Genomic DNA, 16,222 nt, shown 5'->3' on the forward strand with positions numbered 1-16,222 from the left:
ACATCTATTGTTGAGATTGCTACTTATTTCAAACTTGCTATAGCAATTCGCAATCAACATCAACCAAAAGCAGTAAGTTTCAATAGTTTTTTTACATAATTTAAATTTATTTATTTACAATTTGATAATATTTTTTCTATCAAAAAAGGATGATTCACTTCTCATTTGCACATATAAAAAATAGATTAACACGCTACTAATATGATGGCATAGCACATTACAATCTAATAATACGAGGTCAACAATTTGGAGGTAAAGCATTGGTGGAAATATCAAAATCATTGATAGGAGCGCGGCTTAATAACAAGCAAAGCACAATTAAAATAGGCTCTACCTACTTAGCTAATAATACTCCAGCGATTTCCTTAATATCTTTAGACTTTCCAACTGGTAAGAGAGAATTGATTAATCAGATTCGACCTAAAACTATTAATGAAATTGTTCCTACAACTGTAGATAACACTGATACAAAAACTGAGATTGCTAATCTAGCTGCATATACTCAACCGATTGAGCGATTAACTGGTTTAACTACTCTATCTGATGACAGATTGGTTTTTGTGACTACAGTATCAACACAGAAGGGTCATCATAATAATCTATTATTTTTTGATGGGAAATCTTCTAAATCTAAAAAACTATCAGGATTTCAAAAATGCAATTGTACTGTTGAAAATCTGCTAGCGATCGCAGGCGATAAACTCATCGCTGTAGTTAGTCTAGCTGGAGGTATTCCTCCTTTTGAGCTAGTAGAAATTGACCTGAAAAATGGAAAAGTAACTTCTGATTCTGATTTAGGTTTGCCACAGTTGCCACCAAATATACGGCTCAGCAATCTTACTTTAGGCCCGGATGGAAAAATTTATGCAACAACACTCGGTATGGAAGGTGTGACAAGATTGGTGCAACTAGACCTGGATAACAGGTCTATGGTTACTGGGAAAGGCAAGATTCTCAGCCTCTCACCATTGATTTTTGACAAAAAGCTTTTGCAACAAGACTTGTTCAGCCTGACTTTTTCTCCATCAGGCGAAGTATATGCACTTGCCAATCCTCAATATGAAGAAGCTAATTCTCTTTTCTCGGTAGATTTGGACGCTGGGAAGATGACGCTACTGTCGAAAGCAGAAGTAGATAAAATTACCTTTTCTAGGAAAAAAGACAAGTAGTAATATTTGCGATCGCATCCAAGTTATAGTTTTAGTTTTCCCCTCTGCCTAATGCCCTATGCTCTACTTCCTAATGGCTAATCTTAATTACTAATTCCGAATTCTGCTCTAATTTACGAATTACTATGTGAATCTTCTGATATATTCTTTTGTTCTGGCAAGGCACGTATTCTATTCATTTGACTTAAAGCGTATCGTGCTGTAGCTTGCACTTCGGCATCAGGGTCTTCTAGTGCATGACACAATATCTGACTCATTTGGCTCATCATGTCATAAACACGAGTCAAGTCACGGATTGCATTTTGCCGCACTTGTGGATTTTCATCTTGCATAGACATTGCCAAAGCGCGGTTCATTGGTTTGAGTGTGCGGGCGCCAATTTCGGCTAAAGCAGCCAAAATTAAACTGCTTTCTTGAGAATCAGCATCAATCATTAAGTCAACCATTGGCTGAATTGCTCTAGAATCTCCCTGTTGACCCAAATCCCAAATCGCCTTACGCCGCTTCGTCGGGTCAGGACTGCGTAAGTCTTGAATCAATTCGTCAACGATATTGAGTTTAGCAAGACGAGAAGTTTTTTCTGGTAGCAGCAATTGTGTAGTTTGTGGTTGCTTACCTCTGTGCAAACTGTTTACATTCTCTGAAGAAGGTGTTGTTACGAGATCTTTTTTCACTGGACTCAGACTTTTAGTATCTGATATTTCTGGTTTTTGCACTTGTTTGACTTGACGCAACCACCTCAGCAAGAAAAGAAATGCCCCAAAACTTCCTACAACACCAACGGCAAGTATTAACCACCAAAGAGGATCTTTTTCTTTTTCGGTTGGCTGGGGTTTTGCAGTTGGCTTGGGAAGTGCAGCGGTAGAAGTAGTAATTGGAGATTTGACAATTGGAGAACTAAACAACTGAGTTTTAGCCGCTAAGGCTGCTTGCAGTTTTCTCCTTGTTTCCAAGCCAACGATACCATCTACTTTTAAGCCCTTGACTTTTTGGAATTTAGCTACAGCTATTTCTGTAGTAACGCTATACTTTCCATCTACTGCGCCACTGTAGTATCCTAATTTTTTTAATTGGATTTGTAGTCTCTGTACATCAAACCCTTGGCTACCGAGTATTAAAACAGGTGGAGTAGCAGTAACTCTCGAATTAGCTTGTGCAAATTCTAAAACTTCAGGTACTCGGTTAGATGTAGCTGTGCTTGGGCTATTTGTATAAAAACCCAGGCAAGAAAAACAGGTAAATACCAGGATTGAGGAACGGCATAGCCTCATATTGCAAGTTTCAGCCCGAACGTGCTTTTGAAGTCATCGATATTACAATACCTTCAAGATGCCTAAATGTTAAGTATTGTTTATTATTTGTTATGGGGAATGGGGCTTTCCAGGAAGTGTGGGAGGTGTGGGAGGTGTGGGAGGATAGTGAAGAAATCTTTCTCCCCACACTCCCCACACTCCCCACACTCCCCACACTCCCCCATCTCCCCATCTCCCCATCTCCCCACTCCCTATTCCCTAGTCCCCACGGGATTAAATTTTTTAGCAGATGATTCTAAAACGGATTGCTGTATGTTGGCTTGTTCGCCAGCATTAATCTTGTCATTGTGCCCTGCTAAAGTATCGCGTTGGTTAATCAGGTAGATGCTGATTAAAGTTAGAAAAACACCCAGCCATTGTAACGGGGTGAGGACTTCTGAGAGGAAGAGGTTACCAAATAGTAAGGCAAAGATGGGTGTAAGAAAAGTGAGGGAACTCAGGCTGGTAAGATTGCCACTTGAGGCAAAGTAGAAGAATAATCCGTAGGCGATCGCACTGCCGAATACAGTAGCATAACTCAAGGCCGCTAAATCAGATGCTCCTAAATTCTGCCATTGTTGGGATTCGACCACTGATGAAACTCCCCACAGTGGCAATCCTCCCAAAATCATGTGCCAGCCTGTAGCGGTTACTGGGTCGGCATGTCGGCACACAAATCGAATCAATACTGTTCCTACTGCCATTGATAAGGCTGCTAGCAACATCAACCACTCGCCACTAGCGAACAAATCTTGCCAGTTACCAATTGTGACATTTGTACCTGAGTCGAAAAGCTGAAAAATCCACTCGTCTGGTAAGCCAATTAAACTAATACCCGTGACTCCCAAGGCTAACCCCAGCCATCCCCAAAAACCAATGCGTTCCTGGAATAACCACAACGACAGCAAGGCCACAGCCAACGGTTGGGAGTCAATCATCACAGACCCCAACCCAGCACTAGTTTTGACTAATCCCTCTGCCAAAAATCCTTGAAAAAGTGTGCCATCTACCAAGGCAAATAAGGCAATCCATAGCCACGCAGCCCAAGTTTTCGGCTGGGGTCTACCCATAAATGCTGCTGCTATCAAAATCAACACCCCGGCTGGCAACAGACGCACACCCGCCATGAATAAAGGTGTTGTATGAGGTATCACTCCCTTCATTGCTACCATTGCTGTCCCCCATAGGAAAAAGGGGGCAATTAACAAAACAGGAGCGAATGTCAGTCGTAATGCACTGAGTTTCAGTTGCATGGGTTTGCAGGCGCCTTTTTTTAACAAGCGTAAAAATTGCTTTACCCAATTTTACCGAATTATGTCGTTTTGTGAAGCAAAAATACTTGTAGCAGGGAACAGGCTTAAAACTATTCTGATGTTTAACAATCAGTTGATGTCTTAATATCACTGGCTACTGCTATATTTGTAGCTTCAAATACGTGATGCTAGTTGCTGGATGTCTCGATTTTCAGCACTTTTGAATATTAAAGAATATAAAGTTATTGAATTAATGAATACTTAACCTATAAAGCTAAAGGTTAATAAATAAGGCTTTCTTGGCTCTCAAGTTTTGAAAATAGCTATTCACAAAAGAAACTGACAATAAAACATCAAAAAGCTTTGCTGTCATACTCCCTAGTGGTGCGCCAAGGAAACTTTGCGTGATGGTTGGCAGGGGAAGCAGGGGGGCAGGGAAAGCAGGGGAGGAAAAAGCTTTGTTAAACAATAACTCTTTCTCCCCCTGCTCAAAAAAGCTCGATCTACACAGCAATGTTGTGTTGGTGAACTACTAGTTTCTATGTTGAAGCTAGTCAATCACGAGAAAATTCCACAACTAAGCCATAAAAATATTTATTTCCCTGTCATCAGCCAACAGCCAACAATCAATACTATTTTTCAGGCAAAGATGAAGTTTTATGTTCTATTGTTAGCTTTCGTTTTTTAATCAAACAGCGCAGCGTAAACAAGAGTTTGAAAACAACGACTTTTATAAGTACCCTTATGACGCTGAAAGGCAATCAATAACTTAGTTACACAATTTGTGCGTTCTTAAATATGCAACCACTAATATGCTTAAATTTGAGTATTGTTAAGTGCAGAATACCAACAAATTTACATATATATAAGAATGAGGATACCTCGGTTTCTCAAGCCTAGATATCCCCTTGCAACATAACCTAACAGTAACTAAACTGTTAACTACATTTTAATAGCTAATTTTGCTTATTAAAATACTTCTTAAGGAGATTTATATATTCTTTCTTAAGTAGGATGAAAATGTAATGGAATTATAAAGATAAATGCCTGAATTCAAATTAATAGGTATTAACGTACAGCTGTCCGCTTATGCTGTATTATACAGGTGCATGAACGCTTTGTAATGCACCTGCCTACAACTTTCTAAGAGAAACGAGCAACAGTAGATTTTTCTAAAGTCGCTACTAATTTCACACGAAATTCTTCTTCAAAGACTCCTTTTTTGTAATCTAGACTCCAGAGTTCTAGGGCACAATCATCATCCAATTGGGATGGAAAAATCGACAGATTGACTTGCCGAAAATGGGGATAATATTCACATTGTACCTGAGCGATCGCACCAATTTGTCGTCTATCTAATGCCACAGCTAATCTTAAGATGGCACTCAACTGGCTGACTATTTGTCGCTGATGTTTAGTCAGCAAACTTTGATAATTTTCATGTTTTTTCTTGGGCGGCGATTTGCGATGATAACGCGCTAAATTGGCAATGATTTCAATCTCAGTTTCTGTGTAACCGAGTAATTCACCATTGCGAATTAGATAGTAGGAGTGCTTGTGGTGAGAAGAATGGCTGACATAATGACCGCAATTGTGTAGTATTGCAGCTGCCCAAAGTAATTGTCGCTCGTCGCCTCCCCAATGGTGTAGAACGCCTTGCATTTGGTCAAATAAACTCTGGGCAAATTTAGCGACGCGATCGCTATGTTCTACATTAATGTGGTACTTATTAGCAAGTTTGAGAACATTGCGTTCCCGAACTGAACTTTGGTAGCGCAGTTTATCTTCAATTAAACCGTGAGTAAGCATCCAGTCTACAATTACACCTTCCCTCAGAGAACGTTCGCAGACTGTCACCGACTCAATACCCAAAAGGGTCATTGCTTCCTGTAAAATTACTGCCCCAGCAAGTATTACTTCTGACCGTTTTTCCGGCATTCCAGGCATAGTAGCTCTTTCTGCATTACTCAGTTTCCGCAACCGATTTACTAACTCTCGTAAATCTTTGAGGCTGAATTGGTAACCGTTGAGAGTAGAGGGAATAGCACCAGACTTTTCCCGTGCATGAATCATCGCCAAGGTTTCAATAGTGCCAGCCGTACCCACCAAACGTACAGATTCTCCCAACTCCAGATTTGCTTGCACTTCTTCTACAGAACGTTCCAGCATTCCGCGTGCGTAAGCTTGGAGATATTGAAACTCATTATTGCTAATGGGATCGGTAGTAATTAACTCGCCAGTGAGTCGTACTGCACCGACTTTAGTACTAGTGAGAGTACGAGCTTGGTGACTATCGCCTAAAACTAATTCTGTGGAACCGCCACCAATGTCAATAATGATATGGGGCTGGTTGTGGAATTCCATCCCCGACAGTACACCAAGGTAGATTCGCCGCGCTTCTTCTTGACCAGAAATCAAGTCAACGCTTAAACCCAACTCCGCTTCTATAGCGTGCAAAAAATCTTTACCATTGGGGGCTTCGCGCACAGCACTAGTCGCCACAGCAATGATTGTTTCAGCATTCATCGTTTTGGCAACTTCTTGGAAGCGTCCTAAAGCAGCGATCGCCTTTGTAATTATCTCTGGTTTGAGTTCTCCTGTAGCAAGATTGCGATCGCCTAGTCTGACGGTTTCCTTTTCTCTAGCAATAATGCTGAAAGCTGGTAACGTAGGATCGATCCTTACCACTACCATGTGTAAAGAATTTGTCCCCAAATCAATGGCAGCAATAATCCGGTGTTGGTCAACTGGTTGAGTTGGAACACTCTCCCAGCTAGCCGAAACTAAATTCTGCATCTAGTTTTCTCTCTGTATTAAGAAGTAATGGCAAACGGTGGTACGTCGGGGTAGCTGGCGCTGTTATTTATTGCAACACACTTGCTCAAATTCAGTGCTGAGTTCAGAATTTTGAGTAAATAAGCAACATTGCTTATTCAACAGTTAGCTCTAGACACTCAGTACTCAGCACTGGCTACTCAGTTCGATCGAGATTAACTGAGCTAAGTATATTCACTCTACTGGTTATAACTTAGGTGACTACTTAAAAGACTTTAAAGTTGCCACATTGAGTTATGTTTTTACAAATAACAAATAAAGTTATTCTATAGATGTAAAGATGTGTGAATTAAAGATTTGGGCATTGGGCATTGAGAATGAGGAAAAATTAAAATTATCCCTTTTCCCTTTACCCTTTAACCTTTTCCCCTGCTTCCATGCCCCATGCCCCATGCCTTATTATGTTAACGACACCTGAACGCGACAAAAAGCCAGTTTGGCTCGCGATCGTCCGCCTTTTGCGCTGGCATAAACCTGAAGGACGATTAATATTAATGATTCCTGCCCTGTGGGCTGTATTTTTGGCAGCTGCGGGGAAACCGCCTTTACCTCTGGTTGGCGTGATTGTATTGGGTAGTTTAGCCACAAGTGCGGCTGGCTGTGTTGTCAATGATTTGTGGGATAAAGATATCGATCCACAAGTAGAGAGAACGCGCGATCGCCCCCTGGCTTCTCGTGCTTTATCAGTGAAAGTTGGGATTGTTGTCGCGATCGTGGCGATGGCTTGTGCAGCAGTTCTAGCTTTTTATCTTAACCCCTTGAGTTTCTGGCTATCTGTGGCAGCGGTGCCAGTAATTCTACTTTATCCTGGGGCAAAACGGGTATTTCCCATACCACAACTAGTGCTTTCCATCGCCTGGGGTTTCGCGGTGTTGATTAGCTGGAGTGCGGTAACTAAAACTATTTCCCAGCCAACTTGGTTACTTTGGGGCGCAACTGTATTGTGGACGTTGGGATTTGATACAGTTTATGCCATGAGCGACAAAGAAGACGATCGCCGCATTGGCGTTAATTCTAGCGCTCTATTTTTTGGCGATCGTGCCCCTGTGGCTATTGGAATTTTCTTTGCAGGCACAATCTTATTATTAGCTTGGTTAGGCGTAGTCATAAACCTTCAGCTACCTTTCTGGATTAGCCTTGCACTAGCCAGCATCGGCTGGATTTGGCAATCTCTCCGACTCAGAGAGCAAAACTTACCTAACCCTGCTTATGGTGAAATGTTCCGACAAAACGTCTGGATTGGTTTTATCTTACTTGCTGGGATGATCGTTGGCTCTTTTTAAAAAAGCTGTTGACTGTTAAGAGTTAACGGTCAACAGCCAACACCAAAAGATATGCTGCGCCTGAGAGCTTATCATTCAACATTAGACATCAGAAGCTTTGAGATCTCCGCATGTGCTAGCACAGCAGCAGGTTCGCTCTGGAGGGCGTTATAATACTTTCTTTCAAAAGTATTACCTGTCTCTAAAGGCACAATTAAACTGCGGACATCGGCAATCAAATTTTGCAAATAATCCAAGGCTATTGGTTCATCTGCTGTCAACATTTCATCAATTTGCACAACAATCTCAGAAATCCGATGTAGCCATGCAAATTGTTCGTGACCGATGACTAGTTGCAGGAGTTCTGTACTCGATACCCGTCCACTAACCTGTTCGTAGGCGATGCGTTCTGTCTCCAGCAACATCTTGTGAAGATACAATAATTTATTTCGCAAATCGCGCAGATATTGATGTTGACGGATTCTTTGTAAAAGTGTGTTGGAAGTCAATTTTATCCATCCTTTCGTTACGATAGTCTTTAATAGCTGGAATAATTTTTGGCTTTGGTATTTATCAACTAAAGTTCATGTATCGATTTTCTTACTAAGACGCACTATAGTTAACATCTCTTTTTATAGCGGTCATCTCTCATATCTGATTAATCATATATTAGCATAAATATATAGCAAGTATATAGATAGGAGCTATGGAGTAAACAGTAAATTATGGAAAAACCGTTTTCATGTCGCTAGCACATGTAATTCTCGGTCTTCTTCAGCAGCAAGCAATGACGGGCTATGACCTGAAAACAAGCTGCTTCGACCAATGCATTGGCCATTTGTGGCCAGCAGACCAGGCACAAATTTACAGAACCCTGGAAAAGCTAGTTGAGCAAGGCTGTGTTACATGTACGATTGAGATTCAGCACGATCGCCCTAATCGCAAAGTCTACAGCATAACCGAATCCGGGAAAGGTGAATTAATCACATGGCTTGGTACTCACCAACCCTTAACGATTGTACGCGAACCATTGCTAGTTCAATTGCACTTTGCAGATGGATTGCCTAATGAAATGATTGTTCATCTACTAGAGCAGCAATTGACGGCTCGCAACGAAAAGCTTGCCAAATGTGAAAATATCAATTTGCCAGTACTGGGTGATGAGTCTGCTAGCCGTGAGGAGGTAATGCAAAGGCTGGTGCTGGAGTTGGTGATTCGTAGAGAACAGACTTATATTGATTGGTTGAAGACAGCAATTAAAGTCATTAGTCAGCAAGATCCACATTCATCAGAATATCAAATTTTCTAACTCTCATCAATCAGAAGAATGACAACAATAGCAGTTAATCCCTATCTCGATCGCAATTTTGCCCCAATTCGCGAAGAAATCACCGCTGACAAATTGTCAGTTATTGGCGAACTACCTCCTGACTTATCTGGGATGTTTGTTCGGAATGGCCCTAACCCTCAATGGCCGCCCATCGGTGAATATCACTGGTTTGATGGAGATGGGATGTTGCACGGCGTACAAATTAGCAACGGTGTGGCAACTTATCGCAACCGCTACGTCCAGACAAGGGGATGGAAAATAGAAAAAGAAGTGGGTAAGGCTATCTGGACTGGATTATTAGAACCACCACAAATGGATAATCCCTACGGCCCCAGTAAAAATACAGCCAACACCGCCCTAGTGTGGCACGCCGGTCAAATGTTGGCGCTGAACGAAGGTGGTAGGCCTCACGCCATACAACTTCCAGAATTAGAAACCATTGGCGAGTACACCTACGATGGCAAGCTAGTTTCTACCTTCACAGCCCATCCCAAGGTAGACCCGGTGACCGGTGAAATGATCTTCTTTGGCTACTCTCCGTTTGTACCGCCGTACCTGCAATATAGTGTAGTTTCAGCACAAGGCGAACTGTTATGGACAGTGCCGATTGAGTTGCCAATAGGGGTGATGATGCATGACTTCGCCATCACTGAGAATTACACTATTTTCATGGATTTGCCGATGACTTTTGACCCCCAAAGAGCGCAACGGGGAGAATCTGTAATCATGTTTGAGGGCGATCGCCCCAGCCGCTTTGGCATTGTACCACGTCACGGCAACAACAGTAATATCCGCTGGTTTGAAAGTCCTTCTTGCTACGTCTTCCATACCCTCAACGCCTACGAAGAGGGAGACGAAGTAGTGCTGATTGCTTGTCGTATGAGTTCTACCACAGTCTTGATTGTTGATGATTCCCAACCCGACCCAGAAGCAAACATTCCTCGCTTGTATCGCTGGCGATTTAACCTCAGCACCGGAACAGTGCGCGAAGAAATGTTAGATGATGTAGCTTCAGAATTTCCCCGCGTCAACGAAAATTTCTTGGGGCGATCGACCCGATATGGCTACACTAACAAAATGGCCAACAATCCCTTACCTTTATTTGAAGGTATCATCAAATACGACTTCAGCACCGGAAAGTCCCAAATCCACGAATACGGAGAAGGACGTTACGGCAGTGAAGCTGTGTTTGCGCCGCGTCCCGGTGCAACGGCTGAGGATGATGGTTGGCTTGTGACTTTCCTCCACGATGAAGCTTCAGATACTTCAGAATTGGTAGTGGTGAACGCCCAAGATATAACTGCTGAACCTGTAGCGCGGGTGATAATTCCCCAGCGCGTACCTTATGGATTTCATGGTATGTGGGTTCCAGAGGAATAGGCGTTTATTCATTGGAATACATGCTTGAATATTAAATTATCGTAAGGGCACAACATTGTTGTGCCCCTACTGTGGTGTATTCTAAGTTGACTTAAGAAAAACGCCAAAATAATAAAGCAAAAGCTTTTTTTGAGAAAGTCAAAGTTTATTTGAGTTGCGGAAAACACCAAAACGAGAAAGTAAAACCTGTTTTTGTTTGCGGAAAACACCAAAATCAGAAAGTAAAAGTTTGTTTTGAGAAAGTAAAACCTGTTTTTGTTTGCGGAAAACACCAAAATGAGAAAGCCAAAGCTTGTTTTGAGAAAGTAAAACCTGCTTTTGTTTGCGGAAAACACCAAAATGAGAAAGCCAAAGCTTGTTTTGAGAAAATAAAACCTGCTTTGGAGAAAGCAATTACAGCTTTTGCTGATTGAATTTCTTGAAAATATCAAGTTTAAATAAAATTCTGGAAAATATTACTGATAAATGCTGATTATTTTTCGTCCAAGTACTTTACAAGTATAAAATTATACTTTAATATGAGAATAAGAAAGGCGAGCGCCCTCCGGCAAGAGCTTGCGATCGCCTTTCCCTAAACCCTCATTCTGAGAGATAATTACCATCATGGCACAAGAAGAAGAGTTTCTACAAGAGCGATCCCAATTCCAAAAATACTTGGGTACCGAAAACTTAAATATACCTGCCTTAAATCAACCTGCTGAAAATCTATTACCCAAAAGAGAACCGATTAAACATACATTGATAGGTTCTGCAAAAGCTATTATCAGCACAATTCATTATCTACAAGTCATTGGCTACGCTAACGTTGGCGACTGGAGTCCATTAGTACCAACAGGTAACGCTGACAAGATGATGAGTATTTTAATCCGCCAGATTTTAATGCAATAAACACTATCAAGATCCCCGACTTTTTTAAAAAAGTCGGGGATCTGTCTTTCTTGCAACCCCCATAAACCAATTATTCTTGTAGAGACGCGATGAATCGCGTCTTATAATTCATCGCGGTTAATCGAATTCGGGATGTCGTTTATTGAATTCGGGATCTCGTTTCTGCTTGCCAGGCCAGTAGACAGCAGATTTGTTAACAATGGACAATAGCTAAATCTACCGCCAACTTTTGCTATTGGGTTGCTTGCTAAATTTCCCTTTGGGAAAAAGTCGCTGTTCTAATTCTTCATAGCTACCTTCAAAATCGCAATGACCATAAAGCGGACATTTTTGACAATAAACACCTTTGGTATAGCGTTCTAAATTTTCGCGATTAAAAAAATACGGTTTATGACTAAAGGTGCTGGCTACCCATTGCCACGACATATTATTACTAGCAGGATCGCCATCTAAAAGATGTTCCAGAAACCATTTAGCTCCTGCTTGCCAACGAATACGCCGCCAATGCACAATGTAAGCCGCCATCCACAACCGTCCGTGGTTATGTAAATAGCCAGTTTCTCGTAAATCACGGCTAAAACTGTCAATACAAACTCTACCTGTAGTTGCTTGTTTAATATCTTGCGGTAATTCCGGTGCATATTCAGCCACAGTGTAACCAGTTTTGTATTCTTCCTGGTCTTTCCAGATTCCATCCCCTAACTTTACATATAACCGCTGCCAATAATCGCGCCAGCCCAACTCGTTGATTAATTTAGTAGCATCATTTTGTTGCTGTACCCGGTCGAGGACAAAATCTCGAATTTCTCGCAAACTCAAAACGCCGTAACGGATGTAAGGCGAAAGTCGCGTGACTGCACCTGCAAAGAAATTGCGTGTTTGTGCGTAGCGTACTGGGTCGATTTTTTGCAGTGCTTTTTGTGCTGCTTTGCGTCCTCCCACAGTTTCGCTGATGCGGTCATCCCGTTCGGTTGCACTTGGGAATTGTTCGCGCAGGTAAGCTACCAACTCATCGCGGTTAGTAAATTCGCGTCGCATATCTTTTTTAGACATTTAAATTTTGAAGGGTGGGAATGGACAAATGAAAAATACCAGTAGGCTAAATCATTATTATGGCGGATTAACACCAGTAATTGTTCTCAACCTGATGAGAGAACTTTTCATATGGTAAACAAATATTCATGAATGCATACCTTGAAGCAACGCTTCCTAGCTTGTAGCTTGTAAGTAAAAATTGCTTTTAATTATTTGAGTTTTGCTATTATTTAACGAAAACTAATATTATTCAGAATTGCTGGTTACATGCGATCGCCCTAATTCTATGTACAATTCTAAAGCGGTTTTCACAGTGCAATCATGAGCAACATACCCCAAATCGGTCAACCAGCACCAGATTTCTCCACACCTGACCAAAATGACAATCCAACAACTCTCTCTGATTTGAGCGGTAAATGGGTTGTACTTTATTTCTACCCCAAAGATGACACCCCCGGCTGTACCACTGAAGCCAAAGATTTCAGCGAATTGCATGAAGATTTCAGCGCACTCGAAGCCAAAATCTTAGGTGTGAGTCCAGATTCTGGTAAATCCCATTGTAAATTTATCAGCAAACATAACTTATCAATCACTCTCTTAAGCGACCCCGAACATATTTTGATAGAAGCTTATGGTGCTTGGCGTTTAAAGAAGTTTATGGGCAAAGAATATATGGGTGTCGCTCGCTCTACTTTTTTGATTTCACCTGATAGAATTATTGCCTATACTTGGCCAAATGTGAAAACCAAAGGTCACGCTCAGGCAGTTTTATCTAAATTACAGGAATTAGCAGCCATATAAATGGAACGGGATGCGAGTATAGCAGTCCTAAATTATTTGTGAAAGCGTCTCGTAGAGAAGGCGTCTTGGCGGTAGCTTGTAGCAAGCTGCTGGGGGTCAGCGTTAATTTTTACAACTGAGATAGAATCGCTATATAGCAGTCTTATTTTATTTGTGAAAAATATAGAGAGGGAAACGTAGACGCGCCAGCGGGTTGCCGCAGGCTACCGCAAAGTACGCATAGACAAGGCAGTGCGTTGGGCGGGTTCCCCGACTTGTAGCAACTGCCGCACGGAGCGGCTTCCCGCAGGGTAGGACGCAAAGGGAAGAAAGAAGAAAGAGATATGTAATTTAGACAAATGATTTAGGATTGCTATAGTAGTATATCCAGTTGCATGAACTATGGTTCAAGTTATTCAAGCTCAAAATTTCACTCTTGCTTACTTAAAGAAAAAATTTGGTTTACACCAGTCTGAAGACGAGCAGTTTTTTACAGAATGGCTTGAGTTTTTACCTGAAATTTCCGAATTGGAAAAGCAATATTTAAACCGAGTTAAAACTAACTATCTCAATGTTTTAGAAAACGCTCCTCTTTTGGAAGAGGCAGTAAAATTGGTAGTATTGTCTCCTCTGCTTGATTTAGCTGGTTTTTATCTTCCTCCTTTTTATATTGCAACAGAAGAAAGTATAGAAATTAGCGAAGAAATTATTAGCGATCGCGAAATTACTGAAGAAACTAAAGAAATTATCAAAGGTAGAATTGATGTTCTTGTTCTACAGGATAAGTTATGGTTACTAATAATTGAATCTAAAAGAGCTAATTTTTCTTTGGCAAAGGCAATTCCTCAAGCATTAACTTATATGTTGGCGAATCCTCAGCCTAATTATCCTGTATATTCATTGGTACTTAATGGAGAGGATTTTCAATTTATAAAATTGATTCCAGGAGATAAACCAATGTATGCATTATCTGAGAGGTTTACTTTATATAGACGTGAAAACGAATTATACAAAGTTGTAAGTATCTTAAAAAAATTAGGTCAAATTTTAATTTAATTATCTTTCTTGTTCTTATCTTAGTTCAAAAGATAACAAGATTATAATATTTATACTGCATCTTTTAAATAAATTATGGTTCAATTTATCCAAGCACAAAATGTCGGACTTGCCTATTTAGAGGAAAAATTTAGTCTACAGCTAGCTGAAAATGAGGCGTTCTTCACAGAATGTTTTGAGAATTTACCGGAGATTACAGATTTAGAAAAGCAAGAACTAGACAAAGTAAAACTTCATTTTCTCCGTTTAGTGAAGTATCCTCCTTTATCAGAAGAAACGGTAAAATTAGTAGTTTTATCGCCTTTACTCAATTTAGCTGGATTTTATGATGAGCCTTTTTATATAAGAGGCGAACAATCGATAGAAATTTCGGCGGAAGATGAAGAAGAAATTATTCGAGGTAGAATTGATATTTTAGTTATTCAAGAACAATTTTGGGTGTTAGTAATTGAATCTAAAAGGTCTAGTTTTTCTCTTTTAGAAGCTGTACCTCAAGCACTTGTTTATATGCTAGCTAATCCTAGCCAAGACAAACCTACTTTTGGGTTAGTAACAAATGGTAGTGATTTTATTTTTTTGAAACTGACTAGACAAAATCAACTAATGTATGGTATATCCGATCAATTTACACTTTTGAAACGAAAAAGTGAACTGTATCAAGTTCTAAGTATATTAAAAAATTTGAGCAAAATTTTGAGTTAATTTATGTCTATTCGCCCTATCTATCTTGATTGCCACGCTACCACACCTGTAGATGAACGGGTATTAGCAGCGATGCTCCCTTACTTTACAGAACACTTTGGCAACCCAGCCAGTATTAGCCATGTTTACGGTTGGGAAGCGGAAGCAGCTATTAAACAAACACGAGAAATATTAGCAGCAACAATTAACGCTAGTCCTGAAGAAATTATTTTCACTAGTGGTGCAACAGAAGCGAATAATTTAGCTATTAAAGGTGTTGCAGAAGCTTATTTTAAAAAAGGTCAACATATTATTACTGTTGCTACTGAACATAGCGCTGTTCTTGACCCTTGTAATTATCTAAAAACTCTGGGTTTTGAAATTACTATTTTGCCAGTTAAAAAAGATGGATTAATTGATTTAACTGAGCTAGAAAAAGCTTTCCGTCCGGAGACGATTTTAGTATCGGTGATGGCTGCAAATAACGAAATTGGTGTGTTGCAACCATTGGCAGAAATTGGAGAAATGTGCCGCGATCGCCAAATCATTTTTCACACCGACGCCGCCCAAGCTATTGGTAAAATTCCCTTGGACGTGCAAGGAATGAAAATTGACTTAATGTCGCTCACAGCACATAAAGTATATGGCCCAAAGGGCATTGGGGCGCTATATGTCCGCAGACGCAACCCCAGAGTACAACTGGCTCCACAGCAGCACGGAGGTGGACACGAGCGGGGAATGCGTTCTGGTACATTGTATACACCGCAAATTGTCGGCTTCGGCAAAGCCGTAGAAATCGCTTTGGCAGAACAAGCCACGGAAACCCAACGTTTCACCGAACTCAGACAAAGATTGTGGGAACAACTTTCGCAACTTTCAGAAGTTCATCTCAACGGACATCCCCAAGCGCGATTAGCCGGAAACTTGAATATCAGCGTTGAGGGAGTGGATGGAGCCGCACTTTTGCTCGGATTGCAACCAGTAATGGCAGTTTCTTCTGGTTCTGCTTGCTCCTCTACAAATAGCGCACCTTCCCATGTTCTTACAGCACTGGGACATTCGCCAAAGCTAGCTTATGCATCGATACGGTTTGGTATTGGCAGGTTTAATACACAAGAGGAAATCGATATTGTAGCCAAACATGCGATCGCCACCATTCAAAGTTTGCGTAACTCGGCTTTTGTGAATTTGGGGAAATGAGGGATTTGAGATATCTGCGTTTAAATTGAGGGAAGCACTGTACAAAAAATCCGGAATTAAG

At 40.9% G+C, this 16,222-nt stretch carries 16 protein-coding genes; 10 read left to right on the forward strand and 6 right to left on the reverse strand.

Features of this window, described 5'->3' with window-relative positions; translation table 11 throughout:
• Positions 1-263: 263 nt before the first annotated feature.
• The gene (locus NSTC745_RS27200) at positions 264-1,169 is read left to right on the forward strand and encodes a hypothetical protein (protein ID WP_445633764.1); all 906 of its coding nucleotides are present in this window, start codon (positions 264-266) and stop codon (positions 1,167-1,169) included.
• 113 nt (positions 1,170-1,282) lie between these two features.
• On the opposite strand, the gene NSTC745_RS27205 is transcribed toward NSTC745_RS27200, so the two are convergent.
• The 4 genes from NSTC745_RS27205 to NSTC745_RS27220 all read right to left on the reverse strand — a co-directional run bounded on the left by NSTC745_RS27205 (position 1,283) and on the right by NSTC745_RS27220 (position 6,510).
• A complete protein-coding gene (locus NSTC745_RS27205; protein WP_445633765.1) occupies positions 1,283-2,440 on the reverse strand; it encodes a peptidoglycan-binding protein in 1,158 nt (385 codons plus the stop codon).
• A 90-nt stretch (positions 2,441-2,530) separates the two neighbouring features.
• Positions 2,531-2,662 carry a hypothetical protein gene (locus NSTC745_RS27210; RefSeq protein WP_445633766.1) on the reverse strand — a complete coding sequence of 44 codons (132 nt, stop codon included), beginning with the start codon at positions 2,660-2,662 and terminating at the stop codon, positions 2,531-2,533.
• Positions 2,663-2,673: 11 nt separating this feature from the next.
• Positions 2,674-3,714 carry a DMT family transporter gene (locus NSTC745_RS27215; RefSeq protein WP_445633767.1) on the reverse strand — a complete coding sequence of 347 codons (1,041 nt, stop codon included), beginning with the start codon at positions 3,712-3,714 and terminating at the stop codon, positions 2,674-2,676.
• A 1,143-nt stretch (positions 3,715-4,857) separates the two neighbouring features.
• The gene (locus tag NSTC745_RS27220; protein ID WP_445633768.1) at positions 4,858-6,510 is read right to left on the reverse strand and encodes a Ppx/GppA phosphatase family protein; all 1,653 of its coding nucleotides are present in this window, start codon (positions 6,508-6,510) and stop codon (positions 4,858-4,860) included.
• Between the two features lie 440 nt (positions 6,511-6,950).
• Here NSTC745_RS27220 and NSTC745_RS27225 point away from each other — a divergent pair, with 440 nt between their 5' ends.
• On the forward strand, positions 6,951-7,832 hold the full coding sequence (locus tag NSTC745_RS27225; RefSeq protein ID WP_445633769.1) for a 4-hydroxybenzoate solanesyltransferase: 882 nt from the start codon (positions 6,951-6,953) through the stop codon (positions 7,830-7,832).
• 71 nt (positions 7,833-7,903) lie between these two features.
• Here the strand turns inward: NSTC745_RS27225 and NSTC745_RS27230 are convergent, their stop codons facing one another.
• Positions 7,904-8,320 carry a hypothetical protein gene (locus NSTC745_RS27230; RefSeq protein WP_445633770.1) on the reverse strand — a complete coding sequence of 139 codons (417 nt, stop codon included), beginning with the start codon at positions 8,318-8,320 and terminating at the stop codon, positions 7,904-7,906.
• 233 nt (positions 8,321-8,553) lie between these two features.
• Between NSTC745_RS27230 and NSTC745_RS27235 the strand changes: the two genes are divergently transcribed.
• The 4 genes from NSTC745_RS27235 to NSTC745_RS27250 all read left to right on the forward strand — a co-directional run bounded on the left by NSTC745_RS27235 (position 8,554) and on the right by NSTC745_RS27250 (position 11,409).
• Entirely contained in the window at positions 8,554-9,120 is a 567-nt protein-coding gene (locus tag NSTC745_RS27235; protein ID WP_445633771.1) for a PadR family transcriptional regulator, read from the forward strand.
• A gap of 18 nt (positions 9,121-9,138) precedes the next feature.
• Positions 9,139-10,521, forward strand: coding sequence for a carotenoid oxygenase family protein (locus NSTC745_RS27240; protein ID WP_445633772.1), 1,383 nt, complete (start codon positions 9,139-9,141; stop codon positions 10,519-10,521).
• Positions 10,522-10,670: 149 nt separating this feature from the next.
• Positions 10,671-10,934: a hypothetical protein gene (locus tag NSTC745_RS27245; RefSeq protein ID WP_445633773.1), complete on the forward strand. Its 264-nt coding sequence runs from the start codon at positions 10,671-10,673 to the stop codon at positions 10,932-10,934.
• 190 nt (positions 10,935-11,124) lie between these two features.
• On the forward strand, positions 11,125-11,409 hold the full coding sequence (locus NSTC745_RS27250) for a hypothetical protein (protein ID WP_445633774.1): 285 nt from the start codon (positions 11,125-11,127) through the stop codon (positions 11,407-11,409).
• A gap of 216 nt (positions 11,410-11,625) precedes the next feature.
• On the opposite strand, the gene NSTC745_RS27255 is transcribed toward NSTC745_RS27250, so the two are convergent.
• A complete protein-coding gene (locus tag NSTC745_RS27255) occupies positions 11,626-12,447 on the reverse strand; it encodes an FAD-binding domain-containing protein (RefSeq protein WP_445638701.1) in 822 nt (273 codons plus the stop codon).
• A gap of 318 nt (positions 12,448-12,765) precedes the next feature.
• On the opposite strand from NSTC745_RS27255, the gene bcp reads away from it, so the two are divergent.
• The 4 genes from bcp (at position 12,766) to NSTC745_RS27275 (ending at position 16,161) form a co-directional block, all read left to right on the forward strand.
• On the forward strand, positions 12,766-13,245 hold the full coding sequence (gene bcp / locus NSTC745_RS27260; RefSeq protein ID WP_445633775.1) for a thioredoxin-dependent thiol peroxidase: 480 nt from the start codon (positions 12,766-12,768) through the stop codon (positions 13,243-13,245).
• Positions 13,246-13,626: 381 nt separating this feature from the next.
• Positions 13,627-14,280, forward strand: a complete 654-nt coding sequence (locus tag NSTC745_RS27265; protein ID WP_445633776.1) for a type I restriction endonuclease — start codon at positions 13,627-13,629, stop codon at positions 14,278-14,280.
• Positions 14,281-14,355: 75 nt separating this feature from the next.
• Complete coding sequence (locus tag NSTC745_RS27270) at positions 14,356-14,982, forward strand: restriction endonuclease subunit R (protein ID WP_445633777.1); 627 nt, start codon at positions 14,356-14,358, stop codon at positions 14,980-14,982.
• Between the two features lie 3 nt (positions 14,983-14,985).
• Positions 14,986-16,161 carry a cysteine desulfurase family protein gene (locus NSTC745_RS27275; protein ID WP_445633778.1) on the forward strand — a complete coding sequence of 392 codons (1,176 nt, stop codon included), beginning with the start codon at positions 14,986-14,988 and terminating at the stop codon, positions 16,159-16,161.
• Positions 16,162-16,222: the final 61 nt, after the last annotated feature.

Source organism: Nostoc sp. DSM 114161, assembly GCF_052692665.1.